The organism is Eubacterium sp. AF16-48 (genome assembly GCF_003479405.1).
GTDB classification, from domain to species: domain Bacteria; phylum Bacillota; class Clostridia; order Lachnospirales; family Lachnospiraceae; genus Eubacterium_G; species Eubacterium_G segne.
Genome location: NZ_QUHB01000001.1, coordinates 251562 through 268405 on the forward strand (window position 1 = coordinate 251562; position 16844 = coordinate 268405).

The 16844-nt window shown below is 34.2% G+C and carries 14 protein-coding genes and 1 tRNA gene; 13 read left to right on the top strand and 2 right to left on the bottom strand.

Going from position 1 to position 16844, the window contains the following annotated elements; all coding sequences use genetic code 11:
- Positions 1–2: 2 nt before the first annotated feature.
- Together DWW68_RS01115 and DWW68_RS01120 are read left to right on the top strand one after the other, a co-directional pair.
- On the top strand, positions 3–818 hold the full coding sequence (locus DWW68_RS01115) for an RnfABCDGE type electron transport complex subunit B (protein ID WP_199641166.1): 816 nt from the start codon (positions 3–5) through the stop codon (positions 816–818).
- A 58-nt stretch (positions 819–876) separates the two neighbouring features.
- Entirely contained in the window at positions 877–2289 is a 1413-nt protein-coding gene (locus DWW68_RS01120) for a spore germination protein (protein ID WP_021952998.1), read from the top strand.
- Positions 2290–2302: 13 nt separating this feature from the next.
- Here DWW68_RS01120 and DWW68_RS01125 read toward each other — a convergent pair whose 3' ends face one another.
- A complete protein-coding gene (locus tag DWW68_RS01125; protein ID WP_118588579.1) occupies positions 2303–3418 on the bottom strand; it encodes an FAD:protein FMN transferase in 1116 nt (371 codons plus the stop codon).
- Between the two features lie 177 nt (positions 3419–3595).
- On the opposite strand from DWW68_RS01125, the gene ruvA reads away from it, so the two are divergent.
- From ruvA to DWW68_RS01170, 9 genes are all read left to right on the top strand, one after another.
- Positions 3596–4186 carry a Holliday junction branch migration protein RuvA gene (gene ruvA / locus DWW68_RS01130; protein ID WP_118588580.1) on the top strand — a complete coding sequence of 197 codons (591 nt, stop codon included), beginning with the start codon at positions 3596–3598 and terminating at the stop codon, positions 4184–4186.
- A gap of 12 nt (positions 4187–4198) precedes the next feature.
- On the top strand, positions 4199–5197 hold the full coding sequence (gene ruvB / locus DWW68_RS01135; RefSeq protein WP_118588581.1) for a Holliday junction branch migration DNA helicase RuvB: 999 nt from the start codon (positions 4199–4201) through the stop codon (positions 5195–5197).
- A gap of 128 nt (positions 5198–5325) precedes the next feature.
- Positions 5326–5724: a cell division protein ZapA gene (locus DWW68_RS01140; protein WP_207721417.1), complete on the top strand. Its 399-nt coding sequence runs from the start codon at positions 5326–5328 to the stop codon at positions 5722–5724.
- Between the two features lie 64 nt (positions 5725–5788).
- A complete protein-coding gene (locus DWW68_RS01145; protein ID WP_158576779.1) occupies positions 5789–7969 on the top strand; it encodes a U32 family peptidase in 2181 nt (726 codons plus the stop codon).
- 9 nt (positions 7970–7978) lie between these two features.
- Positions 7979–9436: an FtsW/RodA/SpoVE family cell cycle protein gene (locus DWW68_RS01150; RefSeq protein ID WP_118588584.1), complete on the top strand. Its 1458-nt coding sequence runs from the start codon at positions 7979–7981 to the stop codon at positions 9434–9436.
- Complete coding sequence (locus tag DWW68_RS01155; RefSeq protein WP_118588585.1) at positions 9360–10856, top strand: penicillin-binding protein 2; 1497 nt, start codon at positions 9360–9362, stop codon at positions 10854–10856. The genes DWW68_RS01150 and DWW68_RS01155 overlap by 77 nt, the downstream gene beginning before the upstream one ends.
- A 78-nt stretch (positions 10857–10934) precedes the next feature.
- A complete protein-coding gene (locus DWW68_RS01160) occupies positions 10935–11357 on the top strand; it encodes an NUDIX hydrolase (protein ID WP_118588586.1) in 423 nt (140 codons plus the stop codon).
- Between the two features lie 65 nt (positions 11358–11422).
- Positions 11423–12052 (top strand): epoxyqueuosine reductase QueH, encoded by a 630-nt coding sequence (locus DWW68_RS01165; RefSeq protein ID WP_118588707.1) that lies wholly within the window; start codon positions 11423–11425, stop codon positions 12050–12052.
- A gap of 1 nt (position 12053) precedes the next feature.
- A complete protein-coding gene (locus tag DWW68_RS01170; RefSeq protein WP_118588587.1) occupies positions 12054–13655 on the top strand; it encodes a chitobiase/beta-hexosaminidase C-terminal domain-containing protein in 1602 nt (533 codons plus the stop codon).
- 126 nt (positions 13656–13781) lie between these two features.
- On the opposite strand, the gene DWW68_RS01175 is transcribed toward DWW68_RS01170, so the two are convergent.
- Positions 13782–13863: transfer RNA gene (locus DWW68_RS01175), tRNA-Leu, on the bottom strand.
- 124 nt (positions 13864–13987) lie between these two features.
- Between DWW68_RS01175 and DWW68_RS01180 the strand changes: the two genes are divergently transcribed.
- Complete coding sequence (locus tag DWW68_RS01180; protein ID WP_021953009.1) at positions 13988–14287, top strand: metal-sensing transcriptional repressor; 300 nt, start codon at positions 13988–13990, stop codon at positions 14285–14287.
- Positions 14288–14306: 19 nt separating this feature from the next.
- On the top strand, positions 14307–16832 hold the full coding sequence (locus tag DWW68_RS01185; protein ID WP_118588589.1) for a heavy metal translocating P-type ATPase: 2526 nt from the start codon (positions 14307–14309) through the stop codon (positions 16830–16832).
- The last annotated feature ends 12 nt before the right edge of the window (positions 16833–16844 follow it).

Here is a 16844-nt window from a genome sequence, read left to right on the forward strand (position 1 = left end):
ATATGGAAATTTTAGCATTAAGTACAACAATGACAGGAATTTTATATGCCGTTGCCATTGTTGGTGGCGTAGGATTAATTATTGGTATAGCACTGGGTATCGCCGGCAAATTTTTATCAGTAGAAGTAGATGAAAAAGAAGTTGCCATAAGAGAAGCATTACCCGGTAACAATTGCGGTGGTTGTGGATATGCCGGATGTGATGCCTTAGCATCAGCCATTGCCAAAGGAGAATGTGATCCGTCAGCCTGTCCTGTAGGTGGCGAAAGCACTGCAAAGATAATAGCAGACATAATGGGAGTTGAAGCTAACGTAGTTAAAAAAGTGGCTTATGTTGCCTGTTCCGGTGACTGTGAAAAAGCCAAAGATAAATATAACTATTATGGAAATATGTCATGTCAGGATGCTGCAAACATTCCCGGTGGAGGTGCAAAAGCCTGTAGTTATGGCTGTTTAGGGCTTGGAAGCTGTGTAAAAGCCTGTGAATTTGATGCCATACACGTAGTAAACGGCAAGGCAATAGTTGATAGCGAAAAATGTAAGGCCTGTGGCAAATGTGTTGCAGCATGTCCTAAGAATTTAATTTCAATTATACCTGCTGATACTAAATACATGGTTAAATGTAGTTCCCACGATAAAGGAAGGGATGTAATGCAGGCTTGTAGTGCAGGTTGCATTGGCTGTGGACTATGCGCAAAGAACTGCCCTGTGCAGGCTATTGATTTTGGATATAATTTGGCAACAATTATGCAGGATAAATGTAAAAAATGTGGTATATGTGCCGAAAAGTGTCCAAAGAAAGTTATTGAAAAACTATAATTAAAAATTGAATAAATTTTCTAAAAAATCTCACACTAGTAATGGTGTGAGGTTTTTTATGGAAAAATTTATTAATAAAAATATTGTTGAAAACATTAATACTTTTGATGAAATATTATATATTGATGAAAGCTTTGATATTTTAAAGCGTAATTTTATTGTTGGCGGAAAGAAAGCCGTAATGTATTATATAAACGGATTTTGCGACAATGATTTAATACAGAAAGTCCAGGAGTTTTTTACAGGTATTGAGCCTTCCGATTTAAATGTACCGGTGGAAGATTTCGCTGATAATAAAATTCCTTTTATACAAATAGACTTATATGACGATAAATATAATGTTCTTACATTGCTTCTTTCAGGAGTGGTATGCCTGTTAATTGACGGATATGATAAGGCAATGCTAATTGACGTAAGGAAATATCCTGCAAGAAATGTTCAGGAGCCTGAAAAATACAAGGTTCTTAGAGGCTCACGGGATGGCTTTGTGGAAACATTAGTATTAAACACAGCGCTTATAAGAAGGAGAATCAGAAATCCTGAATATATGTGTGAAATACTTAGAGCTGGAAAAAGTTCCAGAACGGATATAGCCCTTTGTTATATGAAAGACAGGGTTGATAAAAAACTTCTAAAAAGAATAAAATCACAAATTGAAAATATTAAAACAGACGCGTTGCCTATGAATCAGGAAAGCCTTTCGGAATGTATTCATAAAGGTCATTGGTTTAATCCGTTTCCTAAATTCAGATATACTGAAAGACCGGATACTGTGGCTGCTGAAATATTAGAAGGACAAATATGTATTTTAGTGGATAATTCCCCTGCCGCAATGATTTTACCAACAACTATTTTTGATGTAATAGAAGAAGCAGATGATTATTATTTTCCGCCAATTACAGGGACTTATTTAAGACTTGCCCGTGCCTTCATTACAGTTATGTCATTAATTTTAACCCCTCTTTATTTGCTATATGCAAACAATCCGGGGCTGTTACCGGACTGGCTTGAATTTACCAAAATTACAGATGTACAATTTGTCCCCATTTTCTGGCAGCTTTTATTGTTAGAGCTTGCTATTGATGGTTTAAAATTAGCGGCAATAAATACTCCCAGCACATTAAATACCCCTTTAAGTTTAATTGCTGCCATAATAATCGGTGAGTTTGCAGTAAATACAGGATGGTTTAACCAGCAAACCATGCTGTACATGGCAGTGGTTGCCATTGCCAATTTCACCCATGAAAATTATGAGCTGGCATATTCCATTAAATTTTTAAGGATAATAATATTAATTCTTACCCAGTTATTTAATTTGTGGGGAATGATAATAGGATGTGTTTTCACATTACTAACTATTGCTTTGAACAGAACCATAGCCCAGACAAGCTATATATACCCTTTATTTCCCTTTGACTTTAAGAAATTTATGTTGCGTTTTTTCAGGGTGTCAATAAAAAAGAAAGAATGAGACCATCCCAGTCTCATTCTTTTTCTGATGAAGTAGTTGTTTCTATTATAACATCACCATCTTCTGTTTGTTCAAGTCCTTTTGACATATGTATTTTTCCGTCTTTAGTTACAAAAACTGCTTCAGTTTTTTGGGTTTTATTAATCAGATTCATTCCATCTTTAAGCCCCATAATAAAAGCTGTTGTACTTAATGCATCCCCGGCCTCAGATGAATTTGAAATTATAGTTACCGAAGCTAAATCATTATCCACAGGATACCCGGTAGAAGTATCTAGTATGTGATGATATATTTTGTCATCTTTTTTAAAATATCTCTCATAAATTCCTGACGTTACTACAGATTTATCTGATACATCAAGTTTAAGACAATATTCATCGTTATTTTTTATGTAATCTTCATTACCATTTACTGTTGGTGTTATGTCATTATTATAAAAAGGATTCTTAATCCCTATTACAAATGGTTCATCATCAGATTTTCCACCTATGGTAAGTATGTTACCACCTAAATCGATTATCCCTGATTTTACCCCTTCTGAAATCATATAGCTTTTAAGTTTGTCAGCAACAAATCCCTTAACAATACTTCCTAAATCAAGGCGGGTTTCACCATCTTTTAAAGTTACTTTTTCATCTTCACACTTTATGTTTTTATAGCCTACATGTTTAATGGCTTCTTTAATTTTTTTATCATCAGGAACTGTAGGATTATCCCCTGTTACATTCCACATATCTGAAAGTTCTCCAATTGTAACATCAAATGCTCCTTTTGATTTTTTACTGTACTTAATACTGTCCTTTATTACATCCGATACAACATGATTAACTTTGCAGCCCTTTGTTTTGCTTTGGTTAATTTTTGAAATATCACTGTCTTTTTTTGTTGTGCTAAACATTTTATCATAATGATTACACAACCCGAAACATTCATTTATAATATCCTGGGCTTCCGATTCCCCGGCGTATTCATAAATGGTAATTGTAATAGTAGTATCAAAACAAAAGTTAGTAAGAGAAAGGGGAAACTCTTCTTTTTTACTGCATCCTGATATTGATACTGATAACGAAGCAACAAGTGTAAATATTACAAACGATTTTAAATATTTCTTAAGTTTGTCCTTTTTCATAAATTTATCTCCGATTCATTATTCATTCATTCATTTAATATAGCATATTTATCTTAAAATTTCGATAATAAATAAGATAGATTTGTATAAAAAATTGATATATGCTATTATAATGTGGTCGTACAAATAACTGATTTTACGAAACAATTAGATTTATTGTTAATGAGGATATTTAAAATGATTTCTTATATAAAAGGTATAGTAGAGAATATTGAAAATGACAAAGTAATTATAGATAATAACGGAATTGGTTACGGAATCTTTATGCCCGGGCATGTACTTGACACTATAGGTATTGGAGAGAAATTAAAAATATATACTTATTTAAGTGTAAAGGAAGATGCCATGCAGCTGTATGGTTTTCTTTCAAAAGACGAACTTAATTTTTTTAAAATGCTTCTTGGAGTAAGTGGAGTAGGACCTAAGGGTGGACTTGCCATTATAACTGCATGTCCCGGTGATGCCCTAGCCATGTCCATTATATCAGGAGATGCCAAGGCTATTGCAAAAGCTCAGGGGATAGGAAACAAAACTGCTCAAAAGATTATTATTGAGCTTAAGGATAAAATTGATATGGATAGTGTAATCGGTGGAACAGACTATGAAGAAATTCCGGCAGCAAAGGGTGATTTTGATGATGCACTAGAAGCTCTTGTTTCTTTAGGATACTCCAAATCAGATGCATACAGTGCCATTAAAAAGGTGCCAAATGCTAAGAATATGGATGCGGAAGATTTACTGAAAAATGCACTTAAATATATTTTTTAATGAGGATTAAATATGGATAAAAGAATTATTCAAACAGAAATGGTTTCGGAAGACGCAGTTATAGAAAAAGGTCTGAGGCCTCAGAAATTAGACCAGTATATTGGTCAGGAAAAAGCAAAAAATAACTTAAAAATTTTCATAGAAGCAGCCAAAACCAGAAATGAACCTTTAGACCATGTGTTACTTTATGGTCCTCCGGGACTGGGTAAAACCACCCTTTCCACTATTATTGCCAACGAAATGGGAGTAAATATTAAGGTAACCTCCGGCCCTGCCATTGAAAAGCCGGGAGAAATGGCTGCAATCCTTAATAACTTATCTGAAAATGATATTTTATTTATTGATGAAATCCACAGATTAAACAGACAGGTGGAAGAAGTTCTTTACCCGGCAATGGAAGATTATTCCATTGATATAATGATTGGGAAAGGACAGGCTGCCCGCTCCATAAGGCTTGATTTACCAAAATTTACATTAATCGGTGCCACAACAAGGGCAGGACTTCTTACTGCACCTTTAAGAGACAGATTTGGAGTTATTAATAAATTAGAATTTTATAATATATCAGAACTAAAAAAAATTATAATAAGATCCGCCGATATTTTAGGAGTGGAAATAGATGATAAAGGTGCCGAGGAAATGGCAAGGCGTTCCAGAGGAACTCCGAGACTTGCCAACCGCCTTTTAAAACGTGTCAGGGATTTTGCCCAGGTAAAATATGACGGCGTTATCACGGAAGATGTGGCAAACACCGCCCTTAATCTTTTAGAAGTGGACAAATTAGGTTTAGACAGAGGGGACAGAAGTATTTTAGATACCATTATTTCCAAATTTGCCGGAGGCCCTGTGGGTTTAGACACATTAGCGGCTGCCTTAGGGGAGGATTCAGGTACTCTAGAGGATGTTTACGAGCCTTACCTTATTCAAAATGGATTAATACAGCGTACACCAAGAGGTCGTATTGCAACCCCTACAGCCTATGAACATTTAGGTATTCCTTATGAGCAATAGGATTTATTACTTTTTCAAAAAAACATAACACCAAATACCTTTTGACCATAACAGTAATTTATGATATTATAATTGAAGTTTTAAGGTACAATATATATATAGGTATTTTATACAGTTAGGAGAAAATTATGGCATCAAAGAATTATATAGATGTAATTATAGATGGAAAAATATACAATATCGGTGGTTTTGAAAGTGAAGCATATTTACAAAAGGTAGCTTCATACATAAACAATATGATTATGGAATTTAAGCAAAACGAAAACTACCGTATGCAGAAAATGGATATGCAGCGTATCTTACTTGAAATCAACATTGCCAATGATTACTTCAAGGCTAAAAAACAGGCTGATTTGTTAGAAAATGATTTGGAAATCAAAGAAAAAGAAGTTTATGATTTAAAGCACGAATTAATTGTCTCAGATTCAAAGGCAGAAGCTACTGAAAAAGAATTAAAAGAAGCTTTAGATAAAATCAAGGAGCTTGAAAAAGAGATTGTAAGATTACAGACAGAATTAAAAAATTAATTAAAGGAATATAGCGATCAGGTTTAGCCTGGTCGTTTCTTGAAAGATGGTTTTGGAGAGTGACATGGATATTGAACTTTTAGCACCGGGTGGCTCCTATGAAAGTGTTATAGCTGCATTTAATGCAGGGGCGGATGCCGTATATACCGGTGGCGAAATGTTTGGTGCAAGAGCAAATGCTGATAATTTGACAACAGAGCAGCTAATTGATGCCATTAATTATGCACACATACATAATAGAAAGCTTTATTTAACTGTAAATACACTTTTGCGTGATGACGAAATTAACGAAAAACTCTATAATTATATTCTTCCATTATATGAAAATGGTTTAGACGCAGTAATTGTGCAGGATATGGGAGTTTTTAATTATATCAGAACACATTTTCCTGATTTACACATTCACGCCAGCACCCAGATGACCATCTTTGGCAAACGCACGGCACAGGAATTAAAAAAACTTGTTGCCACAAGGGTTGTTCTTCCAAGGGAATTGTCCCTTAAAGAAATAAAGGATATTCATGAAAATGTAAATATTGAAATAGAGTGTTTTGTTCACGGTGCCCTATGTTATTGTTATTCAGGACAGTGTTTTTTAAGCAGCTACATAGGTGGCAGAAGTGGAAACCGTGGAAGATGTGCCCAGCCGTGCCGAATGGAATATGATGTAATACAGAACAAAAAAGTATTAAATCCGGGGGATTCAAAGTATGTTTTAAGTCCAAAAGATATATGTACTTTGAATATTTTACCTGATATTATTGAGTCAGGTGTTCATTCCCTTAAGATAGAAGGAAGAATGAAGAAAACTGAATATATTGCCGGAGTTGTAAGTATATATAGAAAATATATAGATTTATACCAAAAAAATAAATCCGGTTATAAAGTAGATTCCCGGGATATAGATATATTATATAATTTGTTTAACAGAAACGGTTTCAATGAAAGTTATTATAAGGTTCATAACGGAAAGGAAATGATTTCATTAAAAAAGCCTACTTTTAGAAGTGGAAATGAAGCCTTAACATCCAATATTAAAAATAAATATATTGGCAAAAAGCTAAAGGAAACCTTTGATGTAAAAATAATCTGTAAGAATAATAAGCCTTTTACCATGTGTGCAAATGTATATGGAAAGGAGATAACAGCCTATGGTTTAATTCCTGACAAGGCACAGAAACGCCCGATAGACAAGGATACAATATTAAAGCAGGTTTTAAAAACAGGTGATACCGATTTTAGTTTTAATCCTGTGTTTTTAGATTTAGATGATGGTTTATTTTTAACTGTGGGTGAAATAAAAAATGTCAGACGACAGCTTTTAGAGTTAATATATCAGGGGATTTTATCTTCCTATAAAAGAAATATCTATGGCAATTCAGATAAAGATAATGAATGGGTATCTGTTAGAAAAGATAATTACCATGGTGATATGTGTATTAATGTATCGGTAAGCACTTATGAGCAATTACAGGTTGCTGTTTCAAAAGAATTTATAGATAAAATTTATATTGAATTTCAGTTTTTCGATGAAAAAGGAATAAAAAGAGCATTTGATTTTATAAATGAAAACCATAGGCAGGTATACATTGCCATGCCTTATGTAAGTCGTTTAAAGGATATGGATATATTTTTGCAGGAATATAAGGATACATTAGACAACGAAACATGTATAGACGGTTTCCTTATAAGAAATTTAGAACAATATTATTTCTTACATGAAAATTATCCGGAAGCTGAATACATTTTTGACTATAACGTTTATTCCTATAACGGTTATGCCAAAAATTTCTATGTAAATAATTACAATGTTGTAACTACAGTACCGGCTGAGCTTAATTTAAGACAGTTGAAAGCACGAAAATGCAATAATGAGGAATTTATTGTTTATGGATATATGCCTGTAATGATTTCAGCAGGATGTTGCATAAAAACAACAGATAAATGCGCACATAATAACACTGTATACACACTAAAAGATTCAAAAAAAAATGAATTTGTAACCAGATGTGTATGTAAATATTGTTATAATGTTATGTATAATTGTAAGCCTTTATCACTTTTTAAATATGAAAAAGACATAGAAGGTCTTAATTTAAAAAGTGTACGAATAAATCTCACAATTGAGAAACGGAAGGAAACAGATAATATATTGTCAATGGCAGAAGATGCCTTTATCAGAAAGATACCTGTTGTGGCAGATGACACTACCACAAGAGGACATTTTAACAGAGGAGTAATGTAGAAAAGAAAAATGGGTACTTTTATTGTTGTAGTAACTAAATATTTATTTATTTTGTTAATGCTATTTTACACATGGGAATGTTTCAGCGCCTTAAGATGCAAGAATCCCTACAAACTGGCAGGAATATTTCAACGTCAGAATGCGGTTATTTTTCTCACGTATCTGCTGGGAATATTTACAATTTATTCCCACTATGCCGGCTTAAAGGCTTCAGACCCTAGTGATAATACCGATATTGTTATTATTGTTTTAGGTGGGGCGCAGCTGTGTTATCTTATAGTAGTGTTGGGAATTTTCCCAATTATTTATCCAAACATAAATAAAGCAATTTTAAGTAACATGTGTATGCTTTTAACTGTTGGATTTATAATTTTAGCAAGACTTCGTTTTCAAAACAGTATAAAACAATTCATAATTGTTGCCATAGTATCATTAGCATCACTTATTGTGCCATATCTTATGAGCAAATATGAAATGTGGAAATCCCTTACGTGGATATATTGTTTTGTAGGCGTTGCATTGTTGTTATCAGTTCTTGTATTGGGTAAAAAAGATAACGGTGCTAATCTTGCAATTAAATTTGGAAATAGTTTTTCTTTCCAACCGTCAGAATTTGTCAAAATAATATTTGTATTTTTTATAGCTGGAATGCTTGCCAAATCAACGAAATTCGGCCAGATAGTAATTTCAGCCATAATGGCAGGAATCCACGTAATTATATTAGTTGTATCAAAGGATTTAGGAAGTGCTTTAATATTCTTTATGATATATGTATTCATGGTATATGTGGGAACAAGAAATATCGGTTATATTTTTGTGGGCTTTACCGGTCTTTCCGTTGCATCAGTGGCGGCATATAAGATTTTTTACCATGTGCAGGAACGTGTTTTTGCATGGCAGAACCCGTGGTCTGATCCGGCTGACACCGGCTATCAGATAACCCAATCCTTATTTGCAATAGGTAACGGTGGCTTAACAGGAACAGGTTTATATCAGGGACGACCTACGGATGTTCCCGTTGTGGATCAGGATTTTGTTTTTTCAGCCATAGGTGAAGAGTTTGGAGCAATTTTTGCAGTACTTATTATTTTAGTATGTTTAAGTTGCTTTATTGCATTTTTAAATACGGGAATGCAGCAGGTAAGTCTGTTTAACAAATTAGTATGTGTTGGACTTGGAATACAGTACGCAGTTCAGATAATTGTAACCGTTGGAGGTGCCATAAAAATGATTCCTTCAACAGGAGTAACTCTACCACTTATAAGTTATGGTGGCAGTTCAATACTTAGTACATTAATTGTCTTTGCCATAATTCAGGGACTTGCCATAGTAGGTACAACTACGGCAAAGAAACCGGTTAGAAGAAAAGTGCCAATGGAGGGAACAGGAAATGTTGCAACAAGAAACACGGCAAAAATCAGGAAATCGCCGCACAACACGCAGGAAATCAGAATCAACAGGCATTGAGCGAAAAAAAATGAATAAACAGGCTAAAATTACAACCTTTGTAATCTCCTTTATATTTTTATTTATGATAGGTTATTACCTTTACTTTGTTGTAGTAGACAGCCACGATATATTAAATAATCCATATAATCACAGAATTGACAGTCAGTCATCAACGGTTATAAGGGGAACTATTTACAGCAAAAACGGCAAGAAGCTTGCCTATACTGATACTAAAAATACTGAAAGTGATTTAACCGATGACACAAGAGAATACCCTTATGGAAATGTTTTCTCCCATGCCATAGGTATAACCACCCATGGTAAATATGGTCTTGAAAAAATGTGCAACTATGATTTGCTTTCATCCCAGACCAATGTAATTTCAAAAATTGTAGATGATTTTACCGATAACACTGAGAAAGGTTGTGACGTGCATACAACCTTAAGTGTTAATATTCAAAAGACAGCTTATAACAGTTTAAAGGGATATAAAGGTGCGGCTTTTGTAATGAATCCTACAACAGGAGAGATTTACTCAATGGTATCTCTTCCTTCATATGATCCTTCAACAATAAACGATATATGGGATCAGATTGCCAATGACCCAAATGATTCAAGACTTGTAAACCGTGCCACCCAGGGAAAGTATATTCCGGGCTCAATATTTAAGATTTTAACAACTCTTGAATATATGAGGGAAAATAAAAATTATAATGATTTTAGTTATAATTGTAATGGTCAGGCAAATTTTGGTGGATTTTCCATTAAATGTTTTAACGGTAATTCCCATGGAAGTGAAACATTAAAAGATGCCTTTGCTTATTCCTGCAACAGTGCCTTTTCAACTATTGGTAACAGTTTAAAGGTAAGTAAATTTAAGAAAACAGCAGAAGATTTAATGTTTAATCAGAAGCTTCCTTTGGACATGGATTACAACAAAAGTGTTTTTCCACTGGATAAGGATTCAACTGAATTTGATATTACCCAAACCAGTATTGGTCAGGGAAAAACTACCGTATCACCGGCACATATGGCTATGATTGCATCAGCCATTGCCAATGACGGAGTTTTAATGAAACCTTACATTGTTGACCATATTGAAAGCAGTAGTGGAAATGTTGTAAGTTACACAAAACAGGAAAAATACAAAACACTAATGACTAAAGCCGAGGCAAAACAGCTTCAGGAATATATGGCTGCTGTTTGTGAATACGGAACAGGGCGTATTATGGCAAATTCAGATTACAGTGCCTACGGAAAAACCGGAACTGCAGAAGTTGACAAAAAAGATAATGTAAACTCATGGTTTGTTGGGTATGCCAAAAAAGGAAAGAGAAAAATTGCCATTGCAGTTGTTATTGAAAATATGCCGGAGGGCAGCAATTCCGCCGTTAATTGTGCAAAGGAAATTTTTGACTCTTATTTTGATAAAAAATAATTCATGGTTGTCTTGAAATGCATTGGTTCATACTGTATACTTACACTAAGCGCACACTAACAGACAGGAGGAATCGCAATGGAAAAAGCGGTTAGTTGTGGCGGTGTGGTTATATATCGTAAGAAGATTTTACTGTTATATAAAAACTATCGAAACAGATACGAAGGATGGGTTTTACCAAAAGGTACCGTTGAAAAAGGTGAAAATCACCGGGAAACTGCCATTAGGGAAGTACGGGAAGAGACAGGTGTGACCGGAAAGATTATAGACTATATCGATAAAAGCGAATATTCTTTCAATACACCTTCAGGTATAGTCAATAAAGAAGTATACTGGTATTTAATGACAGCAGACAGTTATTATAGCAAACCACAACGTGAAGAGTTTTTCTATGATTCGGGATATTATAAATATATTGAAGCATATCACTTGCTAAAATTTCCCAATGAGAAAAATATATTAGAAAAAGCATATTTAATGAGTAAGTCATTAATTAAATAGTGTTTATGACTTAAAAAGGACAGGCTTATTCCTGTCTTTTTTGAAGCATGAATGTATTGTGTATTATGAATAAAATAAATTATCAGAAGGAATTAGAAAAAGAACTAAATATAATTACAAAGGCTGACAAAGTACCACGTCTTTTACTTCATGTGTGCTGTGCTCCATGTAGCAGCTATGTATTAGAATATTTAACTCAATATTTTGATATTACTGCATTATTCTATAACCCTAACATTGACGGTGTGTCAGAATATAACCATAGAGCCCGGGAACTAAGAAGGTTTATAAGTGAAAAAAAATTTATAAACAAAGTGGATGTAAAAGTTTGTGACTACTGCCCGGAAGAATTTTTTAATAATGTAACAGGATTAGAGGATTGTTTAGAAGGTGGAGCCCGTTGTTTTAAGTGTTATAGACTTAGATTAGAAAAAACAGCTACTATAGCTTCTAATAAAAACTATGATTACTTTACAACTACATTATCCATCAGCCCCTTAAAAAATTCAGCTAAATTAAACGAAATCGGAAAAGAATTATCAGATAAATACAATATACCTTATTTGTTTTCTGATTTTAAAAAGAAAGAAGGATATAAACGTTCTATAGAACTGTCAAAGGAATATAACTTATATAGACAGAATTATTGCGGATGCGTATTTTCCAAACGTGAATCCCTAAGAAAGGAAGAATAATATGATTTGTCCAAATTGCGGAAGTGAATGTGATGAGAATCAGATGTTTTGTACAAAATGTGGTACAAAAATCAATTCTTTTGAAAATGATATAGTTACAACTCCCCCTGATAATACCTTTGAAAATATTTTAGGTGGAATTTCTTCAAAAGAGCCGGAAAGCACTAACTTAAATAAAAAAGACTATGCAAGAGAGCATGAAAGCACAAAATCAGAGTCTAAGTCTGCTCCGGCACAGGAGAAAATAAAGCAGCATAAAGAAAGCCGCGAGGTAAAAAAAGTCAATTCCAAGGCTGTTTACCAAAGTACAGGCAATGTTAGTAACAACATGAAAACAAAAAAATCAAAGAAAAGTTCCAAGGAAAAAATAGCAATAATTGCAGTTGTTGCCATTGTATTAGTTACGGCGTCAGTATTTGTTACTCTTGCCATTAAAGAATCTACTATGACTAAGAAATACAACAGATACTATTCCATTGGTAATAAATACTATACGGAAAAGAATTACAAGGATGCCAAAACTCAGTTTATAAATGCATCAAACAATGCCTTTACCAAGGAGCAGAAAATTAAAGCATATGAAATGGTATATACAATAGACGAGATAATTGGTGGCTATGATCAGGAAGAAATTAAATATTTAGAGCTTTTAATTGACACAGATGATACAAACATTAATTATTACGAGGATTTAATTGTTCTTTATCAAAATAACGACATGGAGAACAAAATTCAGCCCCTTATTAATTCTGCACCATCTAACCTTCAGGAAAAGTTAAAAAACTTTGATGGTACAATACCTGTTGCCGGCGTTGATGAAGGAACTTATGATAAGCCTCTTGAAATAAGCTTAGAAGCAGAAGAAGGCGTTAAAATATACTATACCATTGACGGAAGTAACCCTAAGGAAAGTTCAACTAAGAAGGAATATATTACACCGGTAAAATTAGAAGAGGAAGGCACATTTACCTTACGTGCATATTCCATTGACAAAAACGGTAAATCCAGTAAGGAAATGACTGCTAAATATATTTTGGATTTCAAAAAGGTAGATGCACCACAGGTTGAGCCACAAAGTGGAAATTATACATCTGAGCAAAAAATATCTGTTACCGTACCGGAGGGATGCAAGGTATATTACACAACAGACGGTACAATGCCTACTAAAGACTCTAAGGTTTACAAAAAAGAAATAAAAATTCCTAAGGGAAATAACGTTTATTATTTTGTAGCAATAGATGATGAGGGAGTAATCAGTAACGTAGTTACAAGAGCATACAATTATCAGCCTACTAAGATTTCTTATGATGAGGCAGTTAATTCTCTTGCCAACAGTTTAGTATCTTCCGGCAAACTGGAAAATTCTGATGGAACCTTTAAAAACGGTGATGTGGCATATTTTAACTATGAAAAAACAATAGAAATTAATAAGCAGGATTATTACATTATTACATGTGATATTGAAACATCTAAAGGTGGACGAAAGTCCTCAGAAACATATGCTGTTTCCTGTGAAAACGGGACAAGCAGTAAGGCAGTAGGTAGTGGTGATTCCTATTCACTGTCATCTGATAACGGCGAAAATACAACAACAGAAGAATAAAAGCAAAACCGGGAAATGTAATACTACATTACATCTTCCGGTTTTATTTTTTTGCCATTAATTTCCGTTAAATAAAAAAATCACCGGATTATCCGATGACTATAATAATTATTATTAAATAAAAAGTGCGGATGGCGGGACTTGAACCCGCACGCTTTATGGGCGGCAGATTTTGAGTCTGCTGCGTCTGCCATTCCGCCACATCCGCATAGCAATAAAAAGTTTATCATTATAACCTGTTATTGTCAATAGAAATATTCAAAAACTTTTCTTGACAGATACCCTATAGGGGTATATAATCTAATTCATAGAAAATTAATGGGAGAATAATTATGGATAAAGAATGCTGTTGTGCAAAAACTAAAATAAGAGAAGATAAAGAATATAAGGATTTAATAAACCGTTTAAACCGAATTGAAGGTCAGGTGAGGGGCGTTAAGAAAATGATTGAAAATGATGCCTATTGTACTGATGTGTTAATTCAGGTTAGTGCCATTACAGCAGCCTTAAACAGTTTTAATAAAATTCTATTATCAAACCATATTTCCACCTGTGTGGCAGATAATATTAAGGCAGGAAATATGGAAGTGGTTGATGAATTAGTTACCACAATTCAAAAACTAATGAAATAAATGCGTATGGAGGTAGACAATGAACAAGTATAACATAACCGGCATGAGTTGTGCCGCATGCCAAAATCGTGTTGAAAAAGCAGTATCAAAGGTAGCAGGTGTTGATAGTGTCTCTGTCAGTCTTTTAACTAATTCCATGCAGGTTGAAGGAAATGCCAATGAAAAGGATATTTTTGATGCAGTAAAAAAAGCAGGTTACGGAATATCATCTGCCGGTGGAAAACGTTCAAAATCTGACTCAACATCTATTGAAGATACCCAGACACCATTAATCAAAAAAAGACTGATTGCCTCTTTGGTATTACTTATTCCACTTATGTATATATCAATGGGACATATGATGTTTGGCTGGCCACTCCCGGCAGTTATTTCAGATAATCACGTGGCAATGGGACTTATACAGTTGCTTATTACTTTATTTATTCTGGTAATTAACCAGAAATTCTTTATTAACGGAATAAAAGGTGTAATAAATAAATCCCCTAACATGGATACTTTAGTTGCCCTTGGTGCCGGTGCATCCTTTATTTACAGTACATGCATACTATTTTTAATGACTGATGCAGTAATGAAAAATAACAATGATTTGGTTATGACTTATATGCATGATTTCTACTTTGAATCTGCTGCAATGATTGTTACCCTTATTACCGTTGGAAAAATGCTGGAATCCTATTCTAAGGGAAAAACCACCAACGCGCTTAAAGGTCTTATGGACTTAGCTCCTAAAACAGCTACAATTATAAAAACAGATGAAAATGGAAATGAATATGTGGAAACCGTATCCATTGATCAGGTAGAAAAAGGATGTATATTTGTAGTAAGACCGGGTGAGAGTATTCCTGTTGACGGAATTGTAATTGAAGGTGAAAGTGCAGTAGACGAATCGGCAATTACCGGTGAAAGTATACCTGTTGATAAAACATCAGGTTCGGAAGTTACTTCTGCAACAATTAACCGTTCAGGCTTTTTAAAATGCCGTGCCAAAAGAGTAGGTGAAGATACGACTCTTTCCCAAATAATCAATATGGTTAGTGAAGCAGCTTCATCTAAGGCACCAATTGCCAAAATTGCAGATAAAGTATCAGGAATTTTTGTTCCTGTTGTTATTGCCATTGCCCTAGTAACTATTATTGTATGGCTTATTGCAGGAAAAAACATCGGATTTGCCTTAGCAAGGGGTATTTCAGTTCTTGTAATCAGTTGTCCCTGTGCTTTAGGACTTGCAACACCTGTGGCAATAATGGTTGGTAATGGAATTGGTGCTAAAAGTGGTATTTTATTTAAAAACGCTACAGCCCTTGAAAATGCAGGCAAAACCAAAATAGTTGCTTTAGACAAAACAGGAACCATTACATCAGGAAAGCCTCAGATTACAGATGTTTTCACAACCAGCGATACATCAAAGGAAAATCTTTTAAATATTGCATTTTCCCTTGAAAGTAAAAGTGAACATCCACTGGCTAAAGCCGTAATAGCATACTGTGAAGAGAACAATTGTGAGAAATCTGACGTGACGGAATTTAGTGCAGTTATTGGTAACGGACTTTTAGGAAAAATACAGGACAAAATATATTACGCCGGAAATGCCAGGTATATTTCCGAAAAAATCAACGTTGACGAAAAATCTTTGTCCCTATCAAAGGAGCTGGCAGCTCAGGGAAAAACACCTGTTTTTGTTTCTGATGAAAATATGCTTCTTGGGATTATTGCAATTGCCGACGTTATTAAAGATGAAAGTGCATATGCAATAAAAGAATTAGAAGATATGGGTATTAATGTTGTAATGATTACCGGAGATAACGAAAACACTGCAAGGGCAATTGGCAAAATAGCTGGTGTAGATAATGTTATTGCCGGTGTTTTACCTCAGGGAAAAGAACGTGTAATTAGTGATTTATCCCAAAAAGGAAATACTCTCATGGTAGGAGACGGAATAAACGATGCCCCTGCCCTCACTAAGGCAGACATAGGCGTAGCTATTGGAGCCGGTACGGACATTGCCATTGACGCCGCAGATATCGTTCTTATGAAAAGTAATTTAAAGGATGTACCTGCTGCAATTAATTTAAGTAAAAAGGTTTTGCAAAACATTCATGAAAACCTTTTCTGGGCATTTATATACAACATAATTGGTATTCCCCTTGCGGCAGGTGTATGGTATCCGATGTTTGGCATAACCCTAAATCCTATGTTTGGTGCAGCTGCCATGAGTTTATCAAGCTTTTGTGTAGTTACCAACGCTTTAAGGCTTAATCTTAAAGATATTTATAAAATCAAAAAAACAAATAAATCAAAAATTAATTTAACGGAGGAAATTAAAATGGATAATTCATTAAAAAAAGAAATGGAAATTGAAGGAATGATGTGTGGTCACTGTGAAGCAACAGTTAAAAATGCTTTAGAAGCAGTAGATGGCGTGGAGGTTGCAGAAGTAAGCCATGAAAAGAACCGTGCCGTTGTAACGCTTAATAAAGAAGTAAGTGATGATATTTTGACAAAAGCAGTAGAGGATAAGGACTATAAAGTAAAGTCCATTAAATAAAAAATGCTTCTA

Bases quoted from the DNA above. Each gene is read 5' to 3' on its own strand.
- DWW68_RS01115 (WP_199641166.1), top strand. From the start codon at position 3: ATGGAAATTTTAGCATTAAGTACAACAATGACAGGAATTTTATATGCC.
- DWW68_RS01120 (WP_021952998.1), top strand. From the start codon at position 877: ATGGAAAAATTTATTAATAAAAATATTGTTGAAAACATTAATACTTTT.
- DWW68_RS01125 (WP_118588579.1), bottom strand. From the start codon at position 3,418: ATGAAAAAGGACAAACTTAAGAAATATTTAAAATCGTTTGTAATATTT.
- ruvA (WP_118588580.1), top strand. From the start codon at position 3,596: ATGATTTCTTATATAAAAGGTATAGTAGAGAATATTGAAAATGACAAA.
- ruvB (WP_118588581.1), top strand. From the start codon at position 4,199: ATGGATAAAAGAATTATTCAAACAGAAATGGTTTCGGAAGACGCAGTT.
- DWW68_RS01140 (WP_207721417.1), top strand. From the start codon at position 5,326: ATGGCATCAAAGAATTATATAGATGTAATTATAGATGGAAAAATATAC.
- DWW68_RS01145 (WP_158576779.1), top strand. From the start codon at position 5,789: ATGGATATTGAACTTTTAGCACCGGGTGGCTCCTATGAAAGTGTTATA.
- DWW68_RS01150 (WP_118588584.1), top strand. From the start codon at position 7,979: ATGGGTACTTTTATTGTTGTAGTAACTAAATATTTATTTATTTTGTTA.
- DWW68_RS01155 (WP_118588585.1), top strand. From the start codon at position 9,360: ATGTTGCAACAAGAAACACGGCAAAAATCAGGAAATCGCCGCACAACA.
- DWW68_RS01160 (WP_118588586.1), top strand. From the start codon at position 10,935: ATGGAAAAAGCGGTTAGTTGTGGCGGTGTGGTTATATATCGTAAGAAG.
- DWW68_RS01165 (WP_118588707.1), top strand. From the start codon at position 11,423: ATGAATAAAATAAATTATCAGAAGGAATTAGAAAAAGAACTAAATATA.
- DWW68_RS01170 (WP_118588587.1), top strand. From the start codon at position 12,054: ATGATTTGTCCAAATTGCGGAAGTGAATGTGATGAGAATCAGATGTTT.
- DWW68_RS01180 (WP_021953009.1), top strand. From the start codon at position 13,988: ATGGATAAAGAATGCTGTTGTGCAAAAACTAAAATAAGAGAAGATAAA.
- DWW68_RS01185 (WP_118588589.1), top strand. From the start codon at position 14,307: ATGAACAAGTATAACATAACCGGCATGAGTTGTGCCGCATGCCAAAAT.